General features: G+C 62.9%; 22 protein-coding genes. 11 read left to right on the forward strand and 11 right to left on the reverse strand.

Features of this window, described 5'->3' with window-relative positions; translation table 11 throughout:
* The first annotated feature begins 84 nt into the window (after positions 1–84).
* Entirely contained in the window at positions 85–3,756 is a 3,672-nt protein-coding gene (locus tag BSY16_RS01170) for a PAS-domain containing protein (RefSeq protein WP_171902371.1), read from the forward strand.
* A gap of 9 nt (positions 3,757–3,765) precedes the next feature.
* Here BSY16_RS01170 and mnmC2 read toward each other — a convergent pair whose 3' ends face one another.
* Complete coding sequence (mnmC2, locus tag BSY16_RS01175; RefSeq protein WP_069057975.1) at positions 3,766–4,485, reverse strand: tRNA (5-methylaminomethyl-2-thiouridine)(34)-methyltransferase MnmC2; 720 nt, start codon at positions 4,483–4,485, stop codon at positions 3,766–3,768.
* Between mnmC2 and BSY16_RS01180 the strand changes: the two genes are divergently transcribed.
* Positions 4,484–5,662: an NAD(P)/FAD-dependent oxidoreductase gene (locus tag BSY16_RS01180; protein WP_171902372.1), complete on the forward strand. Its 1,179-nt coding sequence runs from the start codon at positions 4,484–4,486 to the stop codon at positions 5,660–5,662. The two genes, mnmC2 and BSY16_RS01180, sit on opposite strands and share 2 nt — an antisense overlap.
* Positions 5,663–5,669: 7 nt before the next feature.
* Here the strand turns inward: BSY16_RS01180 and BSY16_RS01185 are convergent, their stop codons facing one another.
* A complete protein-coding gene (locus BSY16_RS01185; RefSeq protein ID WP_069057976.1) occupies positions 5,670–6,044 on the reverse strand; it encodes a PRC-barrel domain-containing protein in 375 nt (124 codons plus the stop codon).
* 125 nt (positions 6,045–6,169) lie between these two features.
* Here BSY16_RS01185 and puuE point away from each other — a divergent pair, with 125 nt between their 5' ends.
* Genes puuE through uraH form a run of 4 tightly spaced genes read left to right on the forward strand, consistent with a single transcriptional unit; the run spans position 6,170 to position 8,511 of the window.
* Positions 6,170–7,099, forward strand: a complete 930-nt coding sequence (gene puuE, locus BSY16_RS01190; RefSeq protein WP_069057977.1) for an allantoinase PuuE — start codon at positions 6,170–6,172, stop codon at positions 7,097–7,099.
* The gene (gene uraD, locus BSY16_RS01195) at positions 7,096–7,593 is read left to right on the forward strand and encodes a 2-oxo-4-hydroxy-4-carboxy-5-ureidoimidazoline decarboxylase (RefSeq protein ID WP_069057978.1); all 498 of its coding nucleotides are present in this window, start codon (positions 7,096–7,098) and stop codon (positions 7,591–7,593) included. Before puuE ends, uraD begins: the two co-directional genes overlap by 4 nt.
* A 51-nt stretch (positions 7,594–7,644) precedes the next feature.
* Complete coding sequence (locus BSY16_RS01200) at positions 7,645–8,139, forward strand: ureidoglycolate lyase (protein ID WP_069057979.1); 495 nt, start codon at positions 7,645–7,647, stop codon at positions 8,137–8,139.
* Between the two features lie 9 nt (positions 8,140–8,148).
* The gene (gene uraH, locus BSY16_RS01205) at positions 8,149–8,511 is read left to right on the forward strand and encodes a hydroxyisourate hydrolase (RefSeq protein ID WP_069057980.1); all 363 of its coding nucleotides are present in this window, start codon (positions 8,149–8,151) and stop codon (positions 8,509–8,511) included.
* Here the strand turns inward: uraH and guaD are convergent.
* Together guaD and BSY16_RS01215 are read right to left on the reverse strand one after the other, a co-directional pair.
* A complete protein-coding gene (guaD, locus tag BSY16_RS01210) occupies positions 8,508–9,815 on the reverse strand; it encodes a guanine deaminase (protein WP_069057981.1) in 1,308 nt (435 codons plus the stop codon). The genes uraH and guaD overlap by 4 nt on opposite strands.
* 6 nt (positions 9,816–9,821) lie before the next feature.
* Complete coding sequence (locus BSY16_RS01215; RefSeq protein WP_069057982.1) at positions 9,822–11,054, reverse strand: urate hydroxylase PuuD; 1,233 nt, start codon at positions 11,052–11,054, stop codon at positions 9,822–9,824.
* 140 nt (positions 11,055–11,194) lie between these two features.
* On the opposite strand from BSY16_RS01215, the gene BSY16_RS01220 reads away from it, so the two are divergent.
* Entirely contained in the window at positions 11,195–11,908 is a 714-nt protein-coding gene (locus BSY16_RS01220) for a glutathione S-transferase (protein ID WP_069057983.1), read from the forward strand.
* Between the two features lie 95 nt (positions 11,909–12,003).
* Here BSY16_RS01220 and BSY16_RS01225 read toward each other — a convergent pair whose 3' ends face one another.
* The 5 genes from BSY16_RS01225 to BSY16_RS01250 all read right to left on the reverse strand — a co-directional run bounded on the left by BSY16_RS01225 (position 12,004) and on the right by BSY16_RS01250 (position 15,856).
* Positions 12,004–12,372 carry a hypothetical protein gene (locus tag BSY16_RS01225; protein WP_069057984.1) on the reverse strand — a complete coding sequence of 123 codons (369 nt, stop codon included), beginning with the start codon at positions 12,370–12,372 and terminating at the stop codon, positions 12,004–12,006.
* A 36-nt stretch (positions 12,373–12,408) separates the two neighbouring features.
* Positions 12,409–12,891: a transcription elongation factor GreA gene (gene greA, locus BSY16_RS01230; RefSeq protein WP_069057985.1), complete on the reverse strand. Its 483-nt coding sequence runs from the start codon at positions 12,889–12,891 to the stop codon at positions 12,409–12,411.
* Positions 12,892–12,953: 62 nt separating this feature from the next.
* Positions 12,954–13,868: a LysR substrate-binding domain-containing protein gene (locus BSY16_RS01235; RefSeq protein WP_150129841.1), complete on the reverse strand. Its 915-nt coding sequence runs from the start codon at positions 13,866–13,868 to the stop codon at positions 12,954–12,956.
* A 259-nt stretch (positions 13,869–14,127) separates the two neighbouring features.
* Positions 14,128–14,949 (reverse strand): xanthine dehydrogenase accessory protein XdhC, encoded by an 822-nt coding sequence (xdhC, locus tag BSY16_RS01245; protein WP_069057988.1) that lies wholly within the window; start codon positions 14,947–14,949, stop codon positions 14,128–14,130.
* A 133-nt stretch (positions 14,950–15,082) separates the two neighbouring features.
* Positions 15,083–15,856, reverse strand: a complete 774-nt coding sequence (locus BSY16_RS01250; RefSeq protein ID WP_069057989.1) for a 3-hydroxybutyrate dehydrogenase — start codon at positions 15,854–15,856, stop codon at positions 15,083–15,085.
* Between the two features lie 194 nt (positions 15,857–16,050).
* Between BSY16_RS01250 and glpK the strand changes: the two genes are divergently transcribed.
* Positions 16,051–17,544 (forward strand): glycerol kinase GlpK, encoded by a 1,494-nt coding sequence (gene glpK, locus BSY16_RS01255; protein WP_069057990.1) that lies wholly within the window; start codon positions 16,051–16,053, stop codon positions 17,542–17,544.
* A 73-nt stretch (positions 17,545–17,617) separates the two neighbouring features.
* Here the strand turns inward: glpK and BSY16_RS01260 are convergent, their stop codons facing one another.
* Positions 17,618–17,911: an energy transducer TonB family protein gene (locus tag BSY16_RS01260; RefSeq protein WP_150129842.1), complete on the reverse strand. Its 294-nt coding sequence runs from the start codon at positions 17,909–17,911 to the stop codon at positions 17,618–17,620.
* Between the two features lie 137 nt (positions 17,912–18,048).
* Between BSY16_RS01260 and BSY16_RS01265 the strand changes: the two genes are divergently transcribed.
* Entirely contained in the window at positions 18,049–18,453 is a 405-nt protein-coding gene (locus tag BSY16_RS01265) for a YkgJ family cysteine cluster protein (protein ID WP_069057992.1), read from the forward strand.
* A gap of 19 nt (positions 18,454–18,472) precedes the next feature.
* Here the strand turns inward: BSY16_RS01265 and BSY16_RS01270 are convergent, their stop codons facing one another.
* On the reverse strand, positions 18,473–19,321 hold the full coding sequence (locus BSY16_RS01270) for a hypothetical protein (protein ID WP_069057993.1): 849 nt from the start codon (positions 19,319–19,321) through the stop codon (positions 18,473–18,475).
* 191 nt (positions 19,322–19,512) lie between these two features.
* Here BSY16_RS01270 and BSY16_RS01275 point away from each other — a divergent pair, with 191 nt between their 5' ends.
* Together BSY16_RS01275 and BSY16_RS01280 are read left to right on the forward strand one after the other, a co-directional pair.
* A complete protein-coding gene (locus BSY16_RS01275; RefSeq protein WP_069057994.1) occupies positions 19,513–19,887 on the forward strand; it encodes a YciI family protein in 375 nt (124 codons plus the stop codon).
* A complete protein-coding gene (locus tag BSY16_RS01280) occupies positions 19,884–21,140 on the forward strand; it encodes an RNA polymerase sigma factor (RefSeq protein WP_069057995.1) in 1,257 nt (418 codons plus the stop codon). Before BSY16_RS01275 ends, BSY16_RS01280 begins: the two co-directional genes overlap by 4 nt.
* The last annotated feature ends 50 nt before the right edge of the window (positions 21,141–21,190 follow it).

Genomic DNA, 21,190 nt, shown 5'->3' on the forward strand with positions numbered 1-21,190 from the left:
CGGTTAACCATCCGTTCAAGGATTGCTGGTACTCCCCAAGGGGTACGAATCCCTCCTTCTGTCCCGCTTCGGGGAGTACATGGCGTGGCTGAATCTCAAGACGAATTGCTGGTGGCGGCCTGCGCGCGCGTTTGCGAGCATCCGTATCCAGCCTACGTCAAGAGCAGCGAACTGCGCTATCTCGCGGTAAACGACGCCTATGCGCGGCTTTTCGATCACCGGCCCTCGGAGATGATCGGCCTGCGCAGCGACGAAGTGGGCGAGCCGCTTGGCCATGGCGACCGGGACGATCCGGAACGCCGCTGCCTGATCTTCGGCAATCCCGAGCGCGCCCGTTACGCCCATCCTTTCGGCGGCGGCAGCTTCGATATTGCGTTGAAGCGCGAGCGGATTTCCCACACGCTGTCCATTCTCATCGGTCTTTTCACCCCTTCGATCGAGGCCTTGGCAACGACGGTGCGCAGCGTCGCGAACGGCAATGGCAATCCGCCGCAGGCGATGAACTTTGCAACTGCCGACCGCGCCGCGACGAACGCAACGCATGCCGTCGACAAGATCGAAGACGCGCTCGATACGCTTGGCGCTGGCATCGCCGTCTTCGGTGCGGACAACCGGCTGAGCTATGCCAATGCCAGCATGCGGGAGTTCTACCGGGTGCTCGTCGGCGATCTTTCGGATGGTCCGGTCAGCCTTGCGGCGCTGACCGAGGCGCTGCACGACCTCGAAGTCGGGCGCAAGCCATCGGCCGAGCGCGAGCGCTGGATGGCCGCCCGGCTCGCCAGCTACGACCTGCCACTCTACGAATCCGCCGCGCGCCACCCCGCCGGCGGCTGGACACGCCTCGTCACGCAGCGCCGGCCGGATGGCGTGCTGGTCGCGCTGCGCCTCGACGTGACGGCGCTGAAGGAGAGCGAAGGGCGGCTGAAGCAGCATGCGCAGGAGATCAGCCTCTACCGCGCGCTGCTCGACGAGTTGCCGGTTGCGAGCTTCATGCGGGACGAAAACCAGCGCATGATCTTCGCCAACCGTGCCTATGTCGAGATGACGGGACGGCAGCCGGAAGAACTGCTCGGCCTCACCACGCTTGAAATGTATCCCGAGCAGGGAGAGGAATTCCACCAGCAGAACCAGCTCGTGCTCGACAGCGGGGAGTTGGTGGAATCCGAGATCGAGTATCTTCGCCCCGACGGCTCCATGCTGCCGACGATCTCGCGGCTCTACCGCGTCACGACACTCGATGAGAAGAGCTACCTGATCGGCTCGATCACCGACACAACCGTGCTGAAGAAGCGCGAGGAGCAGTTGATCGAGGCGCAGCGCCAGGCCGAAGCCGCGCGCTCCGATCTCGAAAGCGTCGTCGAGTCGCTGCCTGTCGGGATCGTCGTGGTCGATGAGGACGGTTTCATCGAACTGGTCAACGGCGCCTTCGAGGAGCTTTGGGACGGTGCGTTGCCGCCGATGAAGGGCCAGCCTCTCGGCACGCTTCTCACCTTTCAGCAGGCGCAGGGGGGAATTTGCGGCGAGGGCGGCCCTGACGTCGAAGGCTACGAACAGTGCCTTGTCGGCATCCGGGCCGGCGACATGCCGGCGCGCGAGGTTGCCTATGCCAACGGGCGGGCGGTGATCGAGGCGGGATGTGCGATTTCCGGCGGCCGCTGCCTGCTGACCTATATCGACATTACCGAGCGGCGCGAACGCGAGCGCGAAGTGCTGCAAGCCCGCAGCGCGCTCGAGGATGTCGGCAGCCTGATGAAGGACGCCGTCTCCTCGATGAGCCAGGGCCTGCTGATCATCGAAGACGACAGGGTCGTGCTTTCGAACGAGGCGTTGTCGAGCATGATCGCCATGCCGGCGCACCTGCTGCAATCCGGCGCCCTGATCAAGGATGTTCTTCAGAGCTGCGTCGATCGCAAGATTGCCGGCTTTGCCGACGAGACGCCGGTCGACGCTAGCGAATTCGGCAAAATCCTCTTCACGGGCAAGCCGGCGACACTGACCGTCTTCAGCGGTTACCAGCGCTGGCTGCGCCTCGACGTGACGCCGACGGGTCGCGGGCGCTCCGTCATGGTGTTCTCCGATATCACCGATCTCAAGAACCGCGAGGACGAGTTGCGCCGGCTGGTCACCCGGGCCGAGACGGCCGACAAGGCGAAATCCGAATTCCTGGCCAATATGAGCCATGAAATCCGCACGCCGATGAACGGCGTGCTCGGCATGGCCGAACTGCTGGCCAAGTCCCATCTCGACACGCGCCAGAAGACCTTCATCGACATTATGGTGAAGTCCGGCAACGCGCTGCTGACCATCATCAACGACATTCTCGATTTTTCGAAGATCGATGCCGGCCAGATGACGCTGCGCAACATCGCCTTCAACCCGGTGGAGGCGATCGAGGACGTGGCGACGCTGCTTTCGGCCAAGGCGGCGGAAAAGGATATCGAGCTTGTGGTGCGCGGGGCGGCCAACATGCCGTCGGCCGTCATGGGCGATGCCGGTCGTTTTCGCCAGATCGTCACCAATCTCGTCGGCAATGCCGTGAAATTCACCGATCGCGGCCATGTGCTGATCGACCTGACCTCCCGGGCAACCGAGGGCGGTGTCGAGATCGTCATCCGTGTCGAGGATACCGGTGCCGGCATCCCGACGGAAAAGATGGAATCGATCTTCGAAAAGTTCTCGCAGGTCGACAGTTCCTCGACGCGCCGGCACGAGGGCACCGGGCTCGGCCTTGCCATCACCGACGGATTGACGCGCCTTTTCGGCGGCACGCTGGAGGCGACAAGCGAGATTGGCAGAGGGTCCGTCTTCACCCTGCGCCTGCCGATGACGCTTGCGGTCGCGTCGATGCCCGCCCGCATCGTACCCGCCCCGACGCCGGGTGCTCGCATTCTTGTCGTCGATGCGCACGACCTTTCCCGCAAAGCCTCGCATGACATGTTGCTTGACTGGGGGTTCGATGCGACGGCGGTCGGGTCGGAGGCCGAGGCGCTTGCCGTACTCGCCGCTGCCGGGGATATGGGTGTTTCGGTGGACGCAATCCTGCTGGATTACCGGCCGGATCGTTCTGCGGACTTCGTTCGCTCGCTGCGGCAAAGCCCTTCGACTGCCGGCATTGCGCTGATCGTGCTCACCTCCATGAACCTGCCGACGGACGACAAGCTGTTCTCGTCGCACGATGTGCACGCCCATCTGATGAAGCCGGTTCGCGCGGAGCTTTTGCGCGAGACCGTGTCCGAAGTGCTGCGCGTGATGCGCAGCGCCAGAACGCCCGCAGTGGTGCCCGCCACCGAGGAATCCAAGGTGCTGCCGCTCCGGCCGCTCGTGGCCACGTCCGTCGCCCCGGCGGTGGAGGGCAACGTGCTGGATGTGCTGGTCGCCGAGGACAACGAGGTCAACCAGATCCTCTTCACCCAGATGCTGACGGCCGCGGGCGTCAGCTTCCGGCTGGTGGGCAATGGGGAGGAGGCCGTCGAGCTTTACCGCAGTACCCGTCCGGGCATGATCCTCATGGACATGTCCATGCCCGTCATGAACGGGTTGCAGGCCAGCCGGGCGATCCGCGACATCGAAAGCGGCACCGGCCACCGCGTGCCGATCGTCGCCGTCACCGCCCATGTGCTCGACGGCGACCGCGAGCAATGCCTTGCCGCCGGCATGGATGATTACCTGGCGAAGCCGATCAGCATCGAGAAACTGGAAGAAAAGCTTGACCGCTGGCTGAAGCGCAGCACGGCGCTGGCGGCCAGTCGTTCATAGAACTGAGTCTTACGCCGGCTTTTGCCCGCAGAGCATTTCACGCTTTCCGGCAAATCCCGGTCGGCGTTCGACGATGAAGCCGGCGCTTCCAAGATTGCGTCGCACGAAGCCGGCCGCTGCATAGGTGCCGAAGCGCCCGCCGGGCGTGGTCAGGCGAAAGACTTCGGTCATCAGTTCCGCTGACCACATGTCCGGATTGCGCGACGGCGCAAAGCCGTCGAGATACCAGGCATCGAAGGGTGTCGTTCCCCGGCCGAGGCTTTCGAGCGCCGGTCCGCAGACGACAGTGAGGTGGACACGCGGCTCAAGATCGATCTCGATGCGGCCTGCCGGTGCATCCGGCCAGCTCGCGGTCAGCATCGCGCGTTCCTGCTCGATCTCCGGCCAATGCGCCAGCGCTCGTCCGATATCGGCGCGCGCCATCGGAAATCGCTCGAAGGAGGTGAAGTGCAGGCTTGCGCCTTCCGGCGCGGTTTCTCGCCATTGCCGCCAGGTCTCGCAGAGATTGAGGCCAGTGCCGAAGCCGAGTTCGGCGATGCGGAACGGTGCTGCGCGCTGCCAGCGCGCGGGCAGGTCGTTGCCGGCAAGAAAGACATGGCCGCATTCCAGCCGGCCATCGCTGCGGCAATAAAAATGATCGTCAAAGGCGCGGGAATAGGGCATATCGCCCTCGTGCCAGTCGAGGACTGCTTCGCTCGGCGGCGCTTTTTCAGGAACGTGTTCAGCCATGGCATATGCCGATAGTCGCGCGAAGGCCGCCGGTCAACCGATCGTGGACCTCCTCGTCGGCGGCGGCGGGGTCATGGGCCTGTGGACCGCACTTTTTGCCGCCCGCGACGGGTTTTCGGTGCGCCTTGTCGAAAAACGGACAATCGGCGCGGGCGCCAGCGGCGGCGTGCTCGGCGCGCTGATGCCGCACTTGCCGGACCGCTGGAATGCCAAGAAGGCGTTTCAGTTCGCCGCCCTCGTTTCGCTTGAGGGGGAAATCGCGACGCTGGAGGCTGAAACCGGCCTCTCCGTCGGCTACCGTCGCTCCGGTCGTCTCATCCCGCTGGCAAAGCCGCATAACCGGGACCTTGCGCTCGGCCAGGCGCAGGATGCGCTCACTGTCTGGAAGACGCCGGACCGTTCCTTTGCTTTCGACGTGCTGGAGGCAGCACCGTTGGCCGGTTGGCCGGGAGACGAGGCGATGGCGCACGGGCTGGTGCATGATCGTCTTGCAGCCCGCCTTGCGCCGCGCCGTTTGCTGGACGCCCTGCGAGCGGCACTCGACCGTCACCCGAAAGTCGAGGTCACGGAAGGTGTCGGGCTCGAGGCGATCGACCCGGCTGCCGGCCTCGCCCGTCTGGACGATGGAAGCGATGTGGCGTTTGAAAACTGTGTGCTCTCGGCGGGTGTCGAGACCTTCCCTCTGCTGGCTCCCCTCAATCCGCCGATCGCCCGGCCGGCTGGCACTGGGGTCAAGGGGCAGGCGGCCTTGCTCAAGGCCACCATTGACCCCGCGTTTCCGGTGATCTTTGCCGGTGGCCTCTACATCGTGCCGCACGAAGACGGCCTGGTGGCCATCGGCAGCACCAGCGAAAACAGCTTTGCGGAACCGACGTCCACCGATGGTCTCCTCGACGCCTTGATCGACAAGGCGCGGGCAATGGCACCGCTGCTTGCCGAGGCACCTGTGGTGGAGCGCTGGGCCGGGGTGAGGCCCAGGGCGGTCGGTCGCGAACCGATGGTCGGCCGGCATCCGGATCACGCAAACATCAGTCTGATGACAGGTGGCTTCAAGGTCAGTTTCGGCATCGCGCACAAGTTGGCACGCGAAGTTCTGAACGAAATCAAGGGCGGCACGCTTGGCGTACCACCCTCGTTCACCGTCGAGGCCCACCTTGCGGAAGCCGGACGGCTTTAGGCATCGCTTACATCCAGTAGGGCGGCACGCCGTAATAGTCGTGGATCACCTTGCCGTTGCGACGGTTCCAGTCGTACTCCGCGTCGCTTTCATAGTGCGGCGCATTTTCGACCTGTTCCTTCGTCAGATCGACGCGGTAGCCGGCGAGGCCTTCGTCATAGTTCAGCTTGCCCCACGGCAACGGATAGTGGTCCTGGCCGATGCCGAGAAAGCCGCCGAAACTCAATACGGCGTAGGAGACCTGGCCGCTGCGCTTGTCGAGGATCAGTCGCTCCACCGCGCCGATATGCTTGCCGTCGGCGCCGTAAACGCTGGTGCCTTCGACCTTGTCACTGGCAATGAGGTCCTGGGTTTCGCGAATGTTTGCATCTTGCATGGCCATAGGTGTTTCTCCTTGGTTGTCATGGACAGGAAACGGGCCAAGGCGCTAATGGTTCCTTTTCAAGAGCTTTTGCACGCGGCTCGAACCCGTGTGTGCGACGGCTTCTGCCATTTCCGAGGTGACCAATGACCGACAAGACTTATCCGCGCGACCTGATCGGCTACGGCCGCACCCCGCCGCAGGTGCGCTGGCCGGGCGATGCGAACATCGCCGTGCAGTTCGTGGTGAACTACGAAGAGGGCGCTGAAAGCTGCATCCTCGATGGTGACGCGTCGTCGGAAAACCTGCTCTCGGAAATCGTCGGCGCGGCGGCTTGGCCGGGCCAGCGCAACCTCAATATGGAATCGATCTACGAATACGGTTCGCGCGCCGGCTTCTGGCGCCTGCACCGGCTGTTCACCAGCCGCAACGTCACCACGACGGTCTATGGCGTGACGCTTGCCATGGCGCGCAACCCGGAAGCTGTTGCCGCCATGAAGGAAGCCGGCTGGGAAATCGCCAGCCACGGCTATCGCTGGTTGGAATACAAGGATTTTTCGGAAGAGCAGGAGCGCGAGCATATCCGCGAGGCTGTGCGCCTGCACAAGGAACTGACGGGCTCGCACCCGCTCGGCATGTACCAGGGCAAACCCTCGGCCAACACGCTGCGCCTCGTGATGGAAGAGGGCGGTTTCGTCTATTCCTCCGATTCCTATGCCGACGATCTGCCCTACTGGGTGCCGGGTCTCGATGGCGAACCCTTCCTCATCATCCCCTATACGCTCGAAACCAACGACATGCGCTTCGCGACGCCGCAGGGTTTCAACACGGGCGACCAGTTCTTCACCTACCTGAAGGACGCGTTCGACGTGCTCTACCAGGAGGGCAAGGAAGGCAGCCCGAAGATGCTGAACATCGGCCTGCACTGCCGCCTCGTCGGCCGCCCCGGTCGTGTCGCGGCACTCGCCCGCTTCGTCGACTACGTGCTTGGCCACGAGAAGGTCTGGATCCCGCGCCGCATCGACATCGCCCGCCACTGGATCGAGAACCACCATCCGTCGAAGGCCAAGGCATGATCGACCGCATCGATTTCCTCGACCGCTTCGGCGGCGTCTTCGAGCACTCGCCCTTCATTGCCGAACGGGCGCTCGATGCCGGTGCTGTTTCGGAACCGCTGACGGCGGGTGGCGTGCATGCCGCGCTCACCGATGCCTTCCGCAAGGCGAGCCACGCGGAACAGCTTGGTGTGCTCACCGCCCATCCCGACCTTGCCGGCAAGCTGGCCATTGCCGGCGGGCTCACCGAGGATAGCCGCAAGGAGCAGGCGGGTGCCGGCCTCGACCGGCTGAACCCGGCCGAACACGCCCGCTTCACCGAACTCAACACCGCCTATACGGAAAAATTCGGCTTCCCCTTCATCATCGCGGTCAAAGGCCTTGACAAGGACGACATCCTCGCGGCTTTCGAAAAGCGCGTAGGCAATACGGCCGATGAAGAATTCGAAACTGCGAAAGGCCAGGTGGAGCGTATCGCGCTCCTCCGGTTGAATGCTCTGCTCCCCGGAGATTAACAATGCCCGACTACCAAAGACCGCCCTTCCTCTCCCCGGGAGGGCTGTCCGATGGCTGAGACACTCACGATCCAACCTTTGACCCAGGCGGCTTTTGCGCCCTTTGGTACGGTGATCGAGGCCGATCCCGCGTCGATGCGCTATATCAACGGCGGCACGACGGAGCGTTACCACGCGCTCGCCGAAGCCGAAGCCGTCGGCGAGGATGCGCGGGTTATCATCAACCTCTTCCGCGCGGCGCCGCGCACCTTCCCCTATGCGGTCGACATGATGGAGCGCCACCCCTTCGGCAGCCAGAGTTTTTCACCGATCGACGACCGGCCCTGGCTGGTCGTGGTGGCGGAGGACGAGGGTGGCAAGCCGGGCCGGCCGCAGGTCTTTCGTGCCGGCGGGCGGCAGGGGGTCAACTACCGCCGCAATGTCTGGCACCATCCGCTGATCGCGATCGGTGCCGTCAGCGACTTCCTCGTCGTCGATCGCCTCGGTGGCGGCGTCAACCTGGAGGAGCTCGCCTTCGACACCCCGTTCATCATCGAACAGCCCTGAGAGGGACCCATGAACAAGCCCGGCCGCCTCACGACCCACGTTCTCGACACTGCACTCGGCAAGCCCGCCGTGGGCCTGAAGATCGACCTCTACTGGATCGAGAACGAGGAGCGCCAGCACATCACGACCGTCACGACCAACAGTGACGGCCGGGTGGACGGCGCGCTGGTCGAGGGCGTCGGCTTCATGCCCGGCATCTACGAACTGGTCTTCCACGCCGGCGACTACCTGCTGGCAACCGGCGCCGCCGTCACCGAACCCGCTTTCCTCGACCGCATTCCACTGCGCTTCGGTGTCGCCGATCCGTCGAGCCACTACCACGTGCCGCTGCTGCTTTCGGCCTACAGCTACTCGACCTATCGCGGGAGCTAAAGCACAGCCTTCATCGGCTTGCCCGCCACATAGGTCTCGTGTACCGCACGATCATCCCCCATCGTCTGGAGCAGGAAAAGTTCGTCGGTGAGCGAGCGGACGACCTCCATCTTCAGCGCCATGGCGGGCGTGGCGGCAGCGTCGAGCACGACGAAGTCGGCATCCGTGCCGGCGTCCAGCGTGCCGATGCGGTCTGCGAGTGACAGGGCTTCGGCGTTGCCGAGGGTCATGTGATAGAAGCTGTCGTAAGGGTTCAGCCGCTCGCCGAGCAACTGCTGGATCTTGTAAGCCTCGTCCATCGTCTTCAGCATGGAATAGCTCGTGCCGCCGCCGATATCTGTCGCGACGCCAATGCGCACCGGCTTTTCCCGCCGCGAGAGCGCCTTCAGCGGAAACAGGCCGGAGCCGAGGAAGAGGTTGGAGGTGGGGCAATGCACGGCCACCGCGCCGGCCTCGCTCATCGCATCCGCCTCGCGCCCGGAGAGATGGATGCAGTGGCCGAACAGGCTTCTGGGTCCGAGCAGGCCGTACTGCGCGTAGACGTCCGTATAGTCGATCGCATCGGGATAGAGTTCGCTGGTGAAGCGGATCTCGTCGTGGTTTTCGGACAAATGCGTCTGGATATGCAGGTCCGGGAATTCGCGGGCCAGTGCCGCCGTCATTTCCATCTGCGCCGGCGTCGAGGTGATGGCGAAGCGCGGGGTGATGGCGACGTGGTTGCGGCCCTTGCCGTGCCATTCGGCGATGACCGCGCGGGTCTCGTCATAACCCATCTGCGGCGTGTCGAGCAGGCCCTGCGGGGCGTTGCGGTCCATCATCACCTTGCCGCCGACCATGCACATGCCGCGCTTCAGCGCTTCGGCAAAGTAGGCATCGGCCGAGGCCTTGTGCACGGAGCAATAGGCGACCGCCGTCGTCGTGCCGTGGCGGATCATCTCGTCGTAGAAGTGACGCGCGATGCGGGCGGCATGTGCGCTTTCGACGAAGCGGCATTCTTCCGGGAAGGTGTAGGTGTTCAGCCATTCGAGCAGGTTGGCGGCATAGGAGCCGATCACCTGCATCTGCGGGAAATGCAGGTGCGTATCGATGAGTCCCGGCAGGATGAGGTGCGGCCTGTGGTCGATCTCGTCCACATCGTCCGGGGTGGCGGCGCGTATCTCGGCATAGGGACCGACGGCGGCGATCTTTCCGTCCTCGATGAGCAGTCCGCCATCCTCCTCGTAGCGATAGCTTGCCGCATCGTCGATCGTTTCCGGCCGGCGAAGGAAGGAGAGCAGGCGTCCACGGATGAGGGTTTGGGTCATGGGCGGTCAGCTTCCTTCTGCGGCGGTTTCAAACCAGGCGGTGATGAGCGCGCGCTCTTCCTTCGTCATGCCGGTGACATTGCCCGGCGGCATGGCGTGGCTGCGGCCTGCCTGCAGATAGATCTCGCGGGCATGCAGGGCAATCTGGGATTCGCTTTCGAACACAACGTCTTTCGGCGCGGCGCGCAGGCCTTCCCAGACCGGCTCGGCCGCATGGCACATCGAACAGCGCGTCGAGACGAGATCGCGTACCGCCGGGAAGTGGCTGTTTGCCGCGACGCGCTGGGCCGAGGGGGCAAGGCCTGCATCGGCGCTTTCGCCGGTCAATACCTTCGGCACGGTGGAAAGCCACATGATGAGCAGGAAGAGGAGGGCCGTGACGAGCCAGGTCCAGGTGGGCTTGCCCTTGCGCGCGTGGGTCGTGTTGAACCAGTGGCGGATCGTCACGCCCATCAGGAAGACGAGGGCAGCGATGATCCAGTTGAAAGCCGTCGCGAAGGCCAGCGGATAGTGGTTCGACAGCATGAAGAAGATGACGGGCAACGTCAGGTAGTTGTTGTGGGTGGAGCGCTGCTTGGCGATGGCGCCGTATTTCGGATCCGGCACGCGCCCTGCAATCAAGTCGGCAACGACCACGCGCTGGTTCGGCATGATGAGGAAGAAGACGTTCGCCGACATGATCGTCGCCGTGAAGGCGCCGAGATGCAGGAAGGCGGCGCGGCCGGTAAAGACCTGCGTGTAGCCCCAGGCCATGGCGACGAGGATGAAATAGAGGACGATCATCAGCCCCCAGGTGTTTTTGCCGAGCGGCGATTTGCAGAGCAGGTCGTAGAGGATCCAGCCCACGGCCAGCGAGGCGAGCGAGATGAGGATCGCCACCGGCGTCGAGACGTCGAGCACGTTGCGGTCGATCAGGAACAGATCGGCGCCGCCGTAATAGACCAGACAGAGTAGCGCGAAGCCGGAAAGCCACGTCATGTAGCTTTCCCATTTGAACCATGTCAGGTGCTCGGGCATCGAGGCCGGCGCCACGAGATACTTCTGGATGTGATAGAACCCGCCGCCATGGACCTGCCATTCCTCGCCATAGGCGCCGGCCGGCAGATGCGGCCGCTTCACCAGGCCGAGGTCGAGCGCGATGAAATAGAAGGACGAGCCGATCCAGGCCATGGCGGTGATGACATGCAGCCAGCGGACCGCAAAGGTCAGCCACTCCCAGGCGATGGCATATTCGTACATGTGGGCGCGTCCCTTCCGTCTTGTCTTTGGGCACGTACATTGCGCAATATTTACGGGTGAGGGAAGGGTGGACCGAACGCCTTGCATCCACCGGTTCACTTTGAACGGAACCTCTTCGGGACCAAGGGTATTTCTGCGCTATGGCATACGAACTCTATTATTGGACCGGCATTCAGGGACGGGGGGAATATATCCGCCTGGCATTGGAGGCCGCCGGCGCGCCCTATCGGGATGTCGCACGGGAAGAGGGCGATCAGGTCATCGCCGCGGTGAGCAACGAGGTTTCGACGCCGTCCTTCGCGCCGCCCTTTCTCAGAGACGGTGATGTGGTCGTGGGCCAGGTGGCAGCGATCCTGCTTTATCTCGGCGACAAACTTGATCTTGCGCCCAAGGATGCGGCGCTCAGGCTCTGGACGCATCAAATCCAGTTGACCATCGCCGACTTCGTGCTCGAAGGCCATGATGTTCACCACCCGATCGGCGCCGGAGAATATTACGAGGACCAGAAGCCCGAATCAAAGCGGCGTGCCCTGGAGTTCCGTGAGCAGCGCGTTCCGAAATTCCTCGACTGGTTCGAGCGCATTCTGGCCAGAAACCCCAAAGGCTCCGCGCATCTCGTCGGCAGCCGGCTCAGCTATGTGGATCTGTCTCTGTTCCAGATCATGGATGGCCTAATCTACGCCTTCCCGACATTGATGGGCGAGCTTGCTCCTCGGTATCCGCATATCAAGGCGGTCTGCGCAACTGTTGCCGACCACCCGAAAATCCGTGCCTATCTTGCGAGCGATCGCCGTCTTCCGAGCAATGAGAACGACCTGTTTCGGCACTATCCAGAATTGGACGCCAAGCCCTAGTGCCGCCGCGGACGGCTCTTTCGACGGTAGGCGGCAGTTCAGAATTTCGCCAGTTTTCAGGCGGGCCTTTGTGGGTATTTTTGACTAGAGCGCTGCTAACGCCAGTCAGGTAACGCCACGGTTTTTCCGTCCTCTACGGACCAATCCCGATACATCTCATAGGTGACTTTTCCCGCGGTCATACCTTTCACCAACCTGCGGCATGCCTCCTGAACTACCTCTTCGGCACCGATTGAGTTGAGGCTTTCAAGTTCATCTCCCAGTCTTCCGTCCTGTTTCAATTCGGATTGGCCATCTTCAATGCAACGGGCGATTAACCGGGCGTGAGAGTCGGGATTTTGCTTTAAGCGCGTGACGATTTCCTGGAATTCTTGCTCGGTCCATCGGGGTCCTTCGGCGAACGCACTGGCGGGCAGCAGCAACGAGAGCAGAAGGTTTGTGGCAACAAATCGATCTAGCTTCAATCTGTACGTCCTATTGTTGGTCCGGGCCGGTACTTCCTAGCTTATGGAGACAATCTCAAGTTCCTGCCCGCCCATGCTCACGACGTCGCCCACGGCCTTGCCCATCAGCAGCCTTGCCACCGGCGCGACGTAGGAAATCGTTCCTGCCTTCGGGTCGGCCTCGTCTTCGCCGACGATGCGATAGGTCTGTACCCGGCCGTCGTCGCGGCTGAAGGTCACCGTGTTGCCGAAGGCGACGGTGTTGTTTGATGTTGGTTCGGCCATGACCTGCGCCGTGCGGACGCGTTCTGCGAGATAACGCAGGTCGCGCAGCGGGCCGGCCGATTGGCGCCGCCGTTCGTTGACGTCCTCGATCGTGTTTGCGGCCTCGTATGCCGTGCGTGCCGCGGCGAGCTGCGTTTCGAGTGCAGTCAGACCCGCCTGCGTGACGAGATTGGGATGGGGAGAAATCGGCCGGTCGGGCAGCAGGGTCTCCGATGCCGCCTCGGCGCTTTCTTCCTTTACGAACGCAACGCTCAATGTCCCACTCCATTCAAATGCGGCTTACCCCCGACAGGCTCATCGGGTCCTTGCTGGCCAATTTAAGCTTCCTTCGGCATCGTCGCCAGAATCCATTCGCGAAACGCGCGGATTTTCACAATGTTGCGACGGTTCTCCGGATAGGCGAGCCAATAGTCGCGGCCATCGTTACAGGTGATATCGAAGGGCTGGTAGAGCAGGCCGGCCGCGATCTCAACGCGAAAATGGCCGGGGTTGAGGATCGCGACCCCCTGGCCGTTCATGGCCACTTGCGCATCGATCGTCTGAACGCCCAGTTCGTTGCGTGGGTAACGTTCGAGGCCCGGCTTGTCGATTCCGGCTGCGGAGAACCAGATGGGCCACCAGACGTCCGGGGCACTGATGATCGGCAGTTTCAGCAGGTCGGCCGGCTCCTTGACGCCGCCGATCGTTTCGGCGAGCGCCGGGCTCAGCAAGGGGGCGAAATCCATGCGCATGACGCGGTGGCATTCGAGGCCCGGCCAGTCGCCCTTGCCCCAGCGGATCGAGATGTCCGCCTCTTCGCGGGCGAAATCGATGACCTCCTGCGACGTGGAAAGCCGGACCGCGATGTTCGGGTGCTTGAGCTGGAAATCGCCGAGTGTACGGCTCAACCATTGCGTGGCGAAGGTGGGCGTCGAATGGATGTGCAGCTTCTGTTCGGTTGCGCCGCGCAGATCGGCTACCGCCTCCGCGAGTTTAGCGAGCCCTTCGGCCACCTTGGGCGCCAGCCGCTCGCCGGCCTCGCTCAGCATGACCTGCCGGGGCTGGCGCAGAAACAGCGTTTCGCCAAGCGTCTCCTCGAGCAGCTTGATCTGGTAGCTGACGGCCGTCTGCGTCATGCCGAGCTCGTCGCCGGCGCGGGTGAAGCTCGCATGCCGGGCTGCCGCCTCGAAAACACGAAGCGCATTGAGCGGGAAGTTGCGCGACATCTTCAAGGCTGAGTTCTCTTTATGCATGCAGACGAAGGTTCGATTGGAGTTCCATCACCTTTCGGCGCACCCTGCAAGCAATGGAAATGAGTTTTTGAGGTTTCGCCATGACATGCATTACCGATCACGGGCCGGCGGACGCCCTGCAGTTTCGCGAGCCGAGCCTTTGGCATAAGCTCTCTCTCGTCTTGCGTCGGCGGACGGCACAGCGCCTCCCGCGGCTCTACCCGCAGGAGCTTTCCGATCACATGAAGCGCGATCTCGGGTTCCTTGAGGGGCGCGGCCGCTAGAGCATTTTCGATTTCCAGGCGGCGAAGGCGAGCAGCACTTCGGCGGCGGTCATTGCGGCGATGACTTCCGGCCGCTTGTCATCGACCGCCGTGCCGCCGATCGGCAAGACCAACCGCTCGGCCTCCGCGCGATCCACGCCCTGTTCGTCGAGATAGTGGAGGAAGGTGCCGCGCTTCGACTTCGAACCGACCATGCCGATATAGGCGAGGTCGGTGCGGGCGAGCGCTTCGCGGGCGATCAGGAAATCGAGTGCGTGGTCATGGGTGACGATGACCACGGCCGAGCCGGCCGGGATATCGGCGATCAGGGATTCCGGCATGGCGTTCAACCGGTGATGCACCTCGGAGGTGAGGCGGTCCAGTTCGCTCTCGCGCGTCTCGACGACGAACACCTTCAAGGGCAGCAGTGTCAGCGATTCGGCAAGTGCGCGCCCGACATGCCCGCCACCGAACACCCAGACCTGCGGCTTCTGCCGTTCATCCGTCGCGATCCGCTGGTCGAGGGCCTGGCGCGCGGCCTCGTCGGCGAAGGTGAAGGTGAGTTCGACGCGACCGCCGCAACATTGGCCGATATCGGGGCCGAGGGGGATGTCGAGCTTCGCTTCACCGCCGGCACTGCCGAGCATCTTTCGCGCGTTTTCGATTGCTACATATTCAAGCTGCCCGCCGCCGATCGTGCCGTGGATTTCGGTCGGCCCCACCAGCATGAACGTGCCTTCGTCGCGCGGCGCGGAGCCTTTGACGGCGGTAACATCGACGATGACGACACGGTGTTCCCGGGCGAGAAAGCCCTCGAGACTATCCTGCAGAAAGTTCATTTTTGCTCTTCTTTTTGGGCCGCGAGCCGTCCGGGTCCATCAGCAAGTGATTGGAACTAGACAGGCCCCGGAGGCCTTGAAGGCCGGACCCGTCGACCCGTTGAAGGCGCGGAAGACGGTGTTCGGTCATCCTCTATTGAGCGGTCCAGCCGCCATCGACGGAGATGTGGGTGCCGTTGATCGATTTTGCCGCATCGCTGGCGAGGAACAGGGCGATGGCCGCCACCTCGTCGACACCGACGAACTCCTTGGTCGGCTGGAATTTCAGCATGACGTCGGACTTCACCTGCGCTTCGCTGATGCCGCGCGCCTTGGCCGTGTCGGGGATCTGCTTTTCGACGAGCGGTGTCAGCACATAGCCGGGGCAGATGGCATTGGCTGTGATGTGGTCTTCGGCGATTTCCAGCGCGACCGTTTTCGTCAGTCCCAGAATGCCGTGCTTGGCCGCCACATAGGCGGATTTGAACGGTGAGGCGACGAGGCCGTGGGCAGAGGCGACATTGATGATGCGCCCCCAGCCCTTGCGCTTCATGTGCGGAATGGCGGCGCGGATGGTGTGGAACGAGCTGGACAGATTGATCGCAATGATCTGGTCCCACTTCTCGACCGGAAAGTCCTCGATCTTTTCGACATGCTGGATGCCGGCATTGTTGACGAGGATGTCGACGCCGTCGAACTCTTCCACTGCCGTCTGGATGAGGTCGGCGATCTCGTGCGGCTTGGTCATGTCGGCCGGATGATAGATGACGCGGCCCTTGCCGAGGCTGTCGAGCTTGGTGCGGGTCGCCTCGATCTCGTCCGCCGGGCCAAAACCGTTGATGACGACATTGGCGTTGCCTTCCGCAAAGGCCGTGGCGATGGCGAGGCCGATGCCGCTGGTGGAACCGGTTACGACGACACTCTTCATGTTTTTCATCTCCGATATGCTGCTTTGCGGTAGCCTACGCCTAAAACTCGAGCGATGACAATTGCGTTTTCCGCGCGGTAGAGTGGCGGTGAGGGCAGAGCGCGGCTTGCGTTTTATTTTCCTTTGACATTCGTTTTGATGTCGTATTGAAGATTCCGAAGGGCCTGGGAGCGGCCTTCAGCTGGGAGGAAAGCATGGGCGGATATGTTCTCGCGATCGATCAAGGCACGACATCGAGCCGGGCGATCGTCTTCGACGGCAACCAGAAGGTCGTCGGTTCCGGCCAGAAGGAATTCACGCAGCACTTTCCGCAATCCGGCTGGGTCGAGCATGATCCGGAGGAAATCTGGGACAGCGTCGTCTGGGCGGTCAAGGCCGCGCTGAAGAAGGCCGATCTCAAGGCGTCGGATATTTCCGCCATCGGTATCACCAACCAGCGCGAGACGGTCGTCGTCTGGGAGCGCGAAAGCGGCAAGCCGATCCACAATGCCATCGTCTGGCAGGACCGCCGCACGGCCTCCTATTGCGAGAAGCTGAAGAAGCAGGATCTCGAAAAGACCTTCACCAAGAAGACCGGCCTGCTGCTCGACCCTTATTTTTCCGGCACGAAACTGTCCTGGATGCTCTCCAACGTGAAGGGCGCGCGTGCACGGGGTGCCAAGGGCGACCTCTGCTTCGGCACGATCGACACGTTCCTGATCTGGCGGCTGACGGGCGGCAAGTCGCATGTCACCGACGCCACCAATGCCAGCCGCACGCTGATGTACAACATCGCGGCGAACGACTGGGACAACGAATTGTTGGACATCCTGCGCGTGCCGAAGGCCATGCTGCCCGAAGTGCTGGACTGCGCGGCCGACTTCGGCGTGACGGAGAAGGCGCTGTTCGGCGCGGAAATCCCGATCCTCGGCGTTGCCGGCGACCAGCAGGCCGCGACCATCGGCCAGGCCTGCTTCGAGCCGGGCATGATGAAATCCACCTACGGCACTGGCTGCTTTGCGCTGCTCAACACCGGTCCGGACATGGTGCGTTCGAAAAACCGGCTGCTCACTACCATTGCCTACCGCCTCGACGGCGAGACGACCTATGCGCTGGAAGGCTCGATCTTCATCGCGGGTGCGGCCGTACAATGGCTGCGCGACGGGCTGAAGGTCATCAAGGCCGCACCCGACACCGGTGACCTCGCGGCGCAAGCCGACCCGACGCAGAACGTCTACCTCGTGCCCGCCTTCACCGGGTTGGGCGCGCCGCACTGGGACCCGGACGCCCGTGCCGCCATCTACGGCATGACGCGCAACACAGGACCGGCGGAATTCGCCCGCGCAGCCCTTGAGGCCGTCTGCTACCAGACGCGCGACCTGCTGGACGCCATGCACAAGGACTGGAAAGCCAACGGCAAGGAAACGGTGCTGCGCGTCGACGGTGGCATGGTCGCCTCCGACTGGACCATGCAGCGCCTCGCCGACATTCTCGACGCCCCCGTCGACCGCCCGACCATCCTGGAGACGACGGCGCTCGGTGCCGCCTGGCTTGCCGGCCAGCGCGCCGGTGTCTGGCCGAACCGCAAGGGTTTCGCTAAATCCTGGGCACGCGATACGCGTTTTGAGCCGAAGATGGACGAGAAGACACGAGCGGTGAAGATCAGGGGTTGGAAGGACGCGGTGCGGCGGACGTTGAGCGCGGAGTAGGGGAACTCAAGTATTCTCTGCCGTTGCAATGAGCGCCCCCAATGCCATCTGCACCGACAATTGAACGACTTTCCTACTTGGTCTTCTCGTCGTTTTTCATCATGGGCTCGGGCACATGGTGGACATGGACCGGCATGACGTAGCGATGATTCTTGCGCGGCTTTTTAACCTGCCTTCTGAAGTTCATTGACGCTGCATAGACGGCTGCTTGGTCCGCTTCATCATGCCCAGAGGACTTTACGATATAGGTGCTCGCATGTTTGCCATTCGCATCCGTTCGGATGCCAACGGTCGCGATTTTTGTCGTGTCGCAGCCCGACAGGGCAAGCACCGCCAAGCACAGTGCCGACGTAATGATTTTTCTCACGATGATCCCCGATTTCCCCAAATGCGTGCAATCTCCTACGAGAAGTTTTCTACTTCGGCAAGAGTCAATTTGTGGCTGTTGCCTCAAGTAGTTGACCGCTCTTCAGTGCGTCGCTTTCAGGTGCTATCGGTTGGGGCATGTACCCATCTCCGACCATCGTCCCCGGCCGATCCTGCGGCACCTGCACGCTCTGTTGCCGGCTGCCGGACATTGATCTTTTCGAGAAGCCCGCGAATGTCTGGTGTCGGCATTGCATCGCGGACAAGGGCTGCTCGATCTATGCGGATCGGCCTTCGGTCTGCCGGGATTTCCTCTGTCTGTGGATGACCGATGAGGCGCTAGACGAGGCATGGGCGCCATCCCGCTCGCATATGATGATCTACCGGCAGGGGCCGCAGATTACAGTGCTTGTCGATCCTGACCACCCCGACATCTGGCGAAGCGAGCCGTATCACGCGCAATTGCATCGATGGGCTCGCAAGGCCGAACCGGCTGGCGGCTACGTTATCGTCTTCTGGCGTGACGACGTGTTCAAGCTCTGATCCGCGCCGGCAGCCACCGTCATGGTCTTTGGGGGCGACGCCCGAAGACAGCGGTTTTTCCCGGGTTGGAGGCGACCTGCCGGATCGATGGCGGCGTCGGTGAGCGTTCGCGTGCTGCCGATCCTGGCAAGCGATAATGGGTGTGCGGCACGTAGATAAGGTCGTGTTCCGCGACGATCACGACCATGCTGTGCGGCAGGTCGAGGTTCGCCAGGCAGTCGCGCATGAAGCGGTGAAACTCGACGGCGATCAGCGCGTTGAAAACCACCTCCGCATAGGCCAGCGGTTCGTGGGCGGCTGTGCTTGTGCCTGTCGGCGTAACCTCGGTCACAAAGCCATAATGGTAGTGGTCGCCGCGCGGGATTGTCGCCGCCAGTGCCAGCACGTCGTGCATGCCGTCGATCGGGGCGGATTCGATTGTATCGAACGCGCCCTGCCATGCGCTACCGACCGCGTTGCACTCATCCGCGATCTCGGCATCGGTCTTCGCCAGGAAATCATAGACCCCACGGTTGTAGAGGCTGACCTCGACACCCTGGTGGAAACGCCCCGCCGCATCGACGGCGCGCTCGTGCGCGGAGAGGTCAAAGCCAAGACCGGTGAAGGTCTCGGGCATTCCCGGCTGGTAGCCGGCGTGGCGAAAGGCTGCATTGGTTGTCCGCGGGATCTCGCCTGCCTCGTCGCTGATGCGAAGGTCGAGAACCGGATCGAAATTTCTGACGGGCAGATCTTTCAGGATTGCTGCAAGCTCGTCCTTGCCGTTCGAAAAGGCGCGTTGCGCGACGATCTCCCGGGTGAGAGCGAATATCTCGGATTTCCACGCGCGGAACGCCTCGATGAGCCTTGCGCGCTCGCTGTCCATCGTCATGGGAGGGGCCTCCGTTTCGACCTTTCCTAACATTCCGGAATTAAGATATTTCCTGCTCCGTCGCGCAGACTGAGACAAGCCGGGCTGATGGCCGGCGCTGCCGGCTGTTTCTGCCGATCATCAAAAATATTCCGGTGCACCCTGTCGGCTGAGACGCTACTCCTACGTCTTTCAACCAACGGGAGTTCCCCATGCTGTATGCCGTTCTTTGTTACGATAGCGAAAGTGAAGTCAGCGCCTGGTCTAAGGAGCTGGACGACAAGGTCATGGCCGATCTCGGCGCGGTCAACCAGAAATATGCCGAGGCTGGCAAGCTGGGTCCCGTGGCGCGGCTGATGCCGACGACGGCGGCCGTGACCGTGCGCAAGGGTGCCACGGACGATATCGTCATGGACGGGCCCTTTGCCGAAACCAAGGAACAGTTCCTCGGCTTCTTCGTCCTGCAGGCGGAAACGCTGGAGGAGGCGATCACCTTCGCCCGCGAACTTTCCGCCGCCAATCCGGCCAATGGGACTTATGAAATCCGGCCGCTGCAGTTCTTCAATCCGGGGGTACCGATAACATGACAGAGCTTGCCTGGATCGATCTGGCACTGACTTCGGCTCGGCCGCAGGCCATGGGGGCGCTTCTGCGCTACTTCCGCAACCTCGACCTCGCGGAGGAGGCCTTTCAGGAGGCCTGCCTTCGTGCGCTGAAGACCTGGCCCGACAAGGGCCCGCCGCGCGATCCGGCAGCATGGCTGATCTTCGTCGGCCGCAACAGCGGCATCGACCAGGTGAGGAAGCGCGCCAAACACCAGCCGCTTCCGCCCGAGGAGGTGCTGTCCGATCTGGAGGATACGGAAAGCGATCTCGCCGACCGGCTGGACGGCGCGCATTACCGAGATGATATCTTGCGGTTGCTGTTCGTCTGCTGCCATCCGGACCTGCCGGCCACACAGCAGATTGCACTGGCGTTGCGCATCGTTTCCGGCCTTACAGTCAAGCAGATCGCCAAGGCGTTCCTCGTTTCGGAAGCGGCGATGGAGCAGCGCATCACCCGGGCGAAGGGGAAGGTGGCAGCCGCCGGCATTCCCTTCGAGACGCCGGATGCCGTGGCGCGCGCCGAACGGCTCGGCATCGTCGCGGCGATGATCTATCTCGTCTTCAACGAAGGCTATTCGGCCGGCGTGCCGGAGAGGGCGGATGCGCCCTTCTGTGCGGAGGCGATCCGGCTTTGCCGATTGCTGCTAAAACTCTTTCCCTCCGAGCCGGAGATCATGGGGCTGACGGCGCTCATCCTCATCCAGCATTCGCGGCTTGACGCCCGCTTCGACAAGGACGGCCAGATCGTTCTCTTGGAGGACCAGGACCGTGCGCTCTGGGATCGCGGGCTGATCGACGAGGCGCTGGTGCTGATCGACAAGGCGATCCGGCATCGCAAGCCCGGCGCCTTCCAGATACAGGCGGCGATCGCAGCCCTGCATGCGCGCGCCGCGACGGCGGCGGAGACGGACTGGCTGCAGATCGACCTGCTCTACCAGACGCTGGAGCGCCTTCAGCCGTCGCCGGTGGTGCGGCTCAATCGGGCCGTTGCAGTTTCGAAACGCGAAGGGCCGGAGGCGGCGCTGGCGCTCATCGAGCCGCTGGCGGACAAACTCAACGGCTACTTCTATTTTCACGGCCTGCGCGGCGGCCTGCTGAAACAGCTTGGCCGCTACCGCGAGGCCCACGAGGCCTTCGACCGCGCCATCGCGCTTGCCACAACCTCGGCGGAAGCGGCGCATATCCGCCAGCATCTCGACAGCGTGCAGCGCGAGATGGCTGCCGCCGAAAAATAATCGGCTTTCGATGTCGGGTTGGCCGCTTGCCGGGCGTCCTTGATACGAAC

The organism is Sinorhizobium sp. RAC02, from assembly GCF_001713395.1.
Taxonomy (GTDB): Bacteria; Pseudomonadota; Alphaproteobacteria; order Rhizobiales; family Rhizobiaceae; genus Shinella.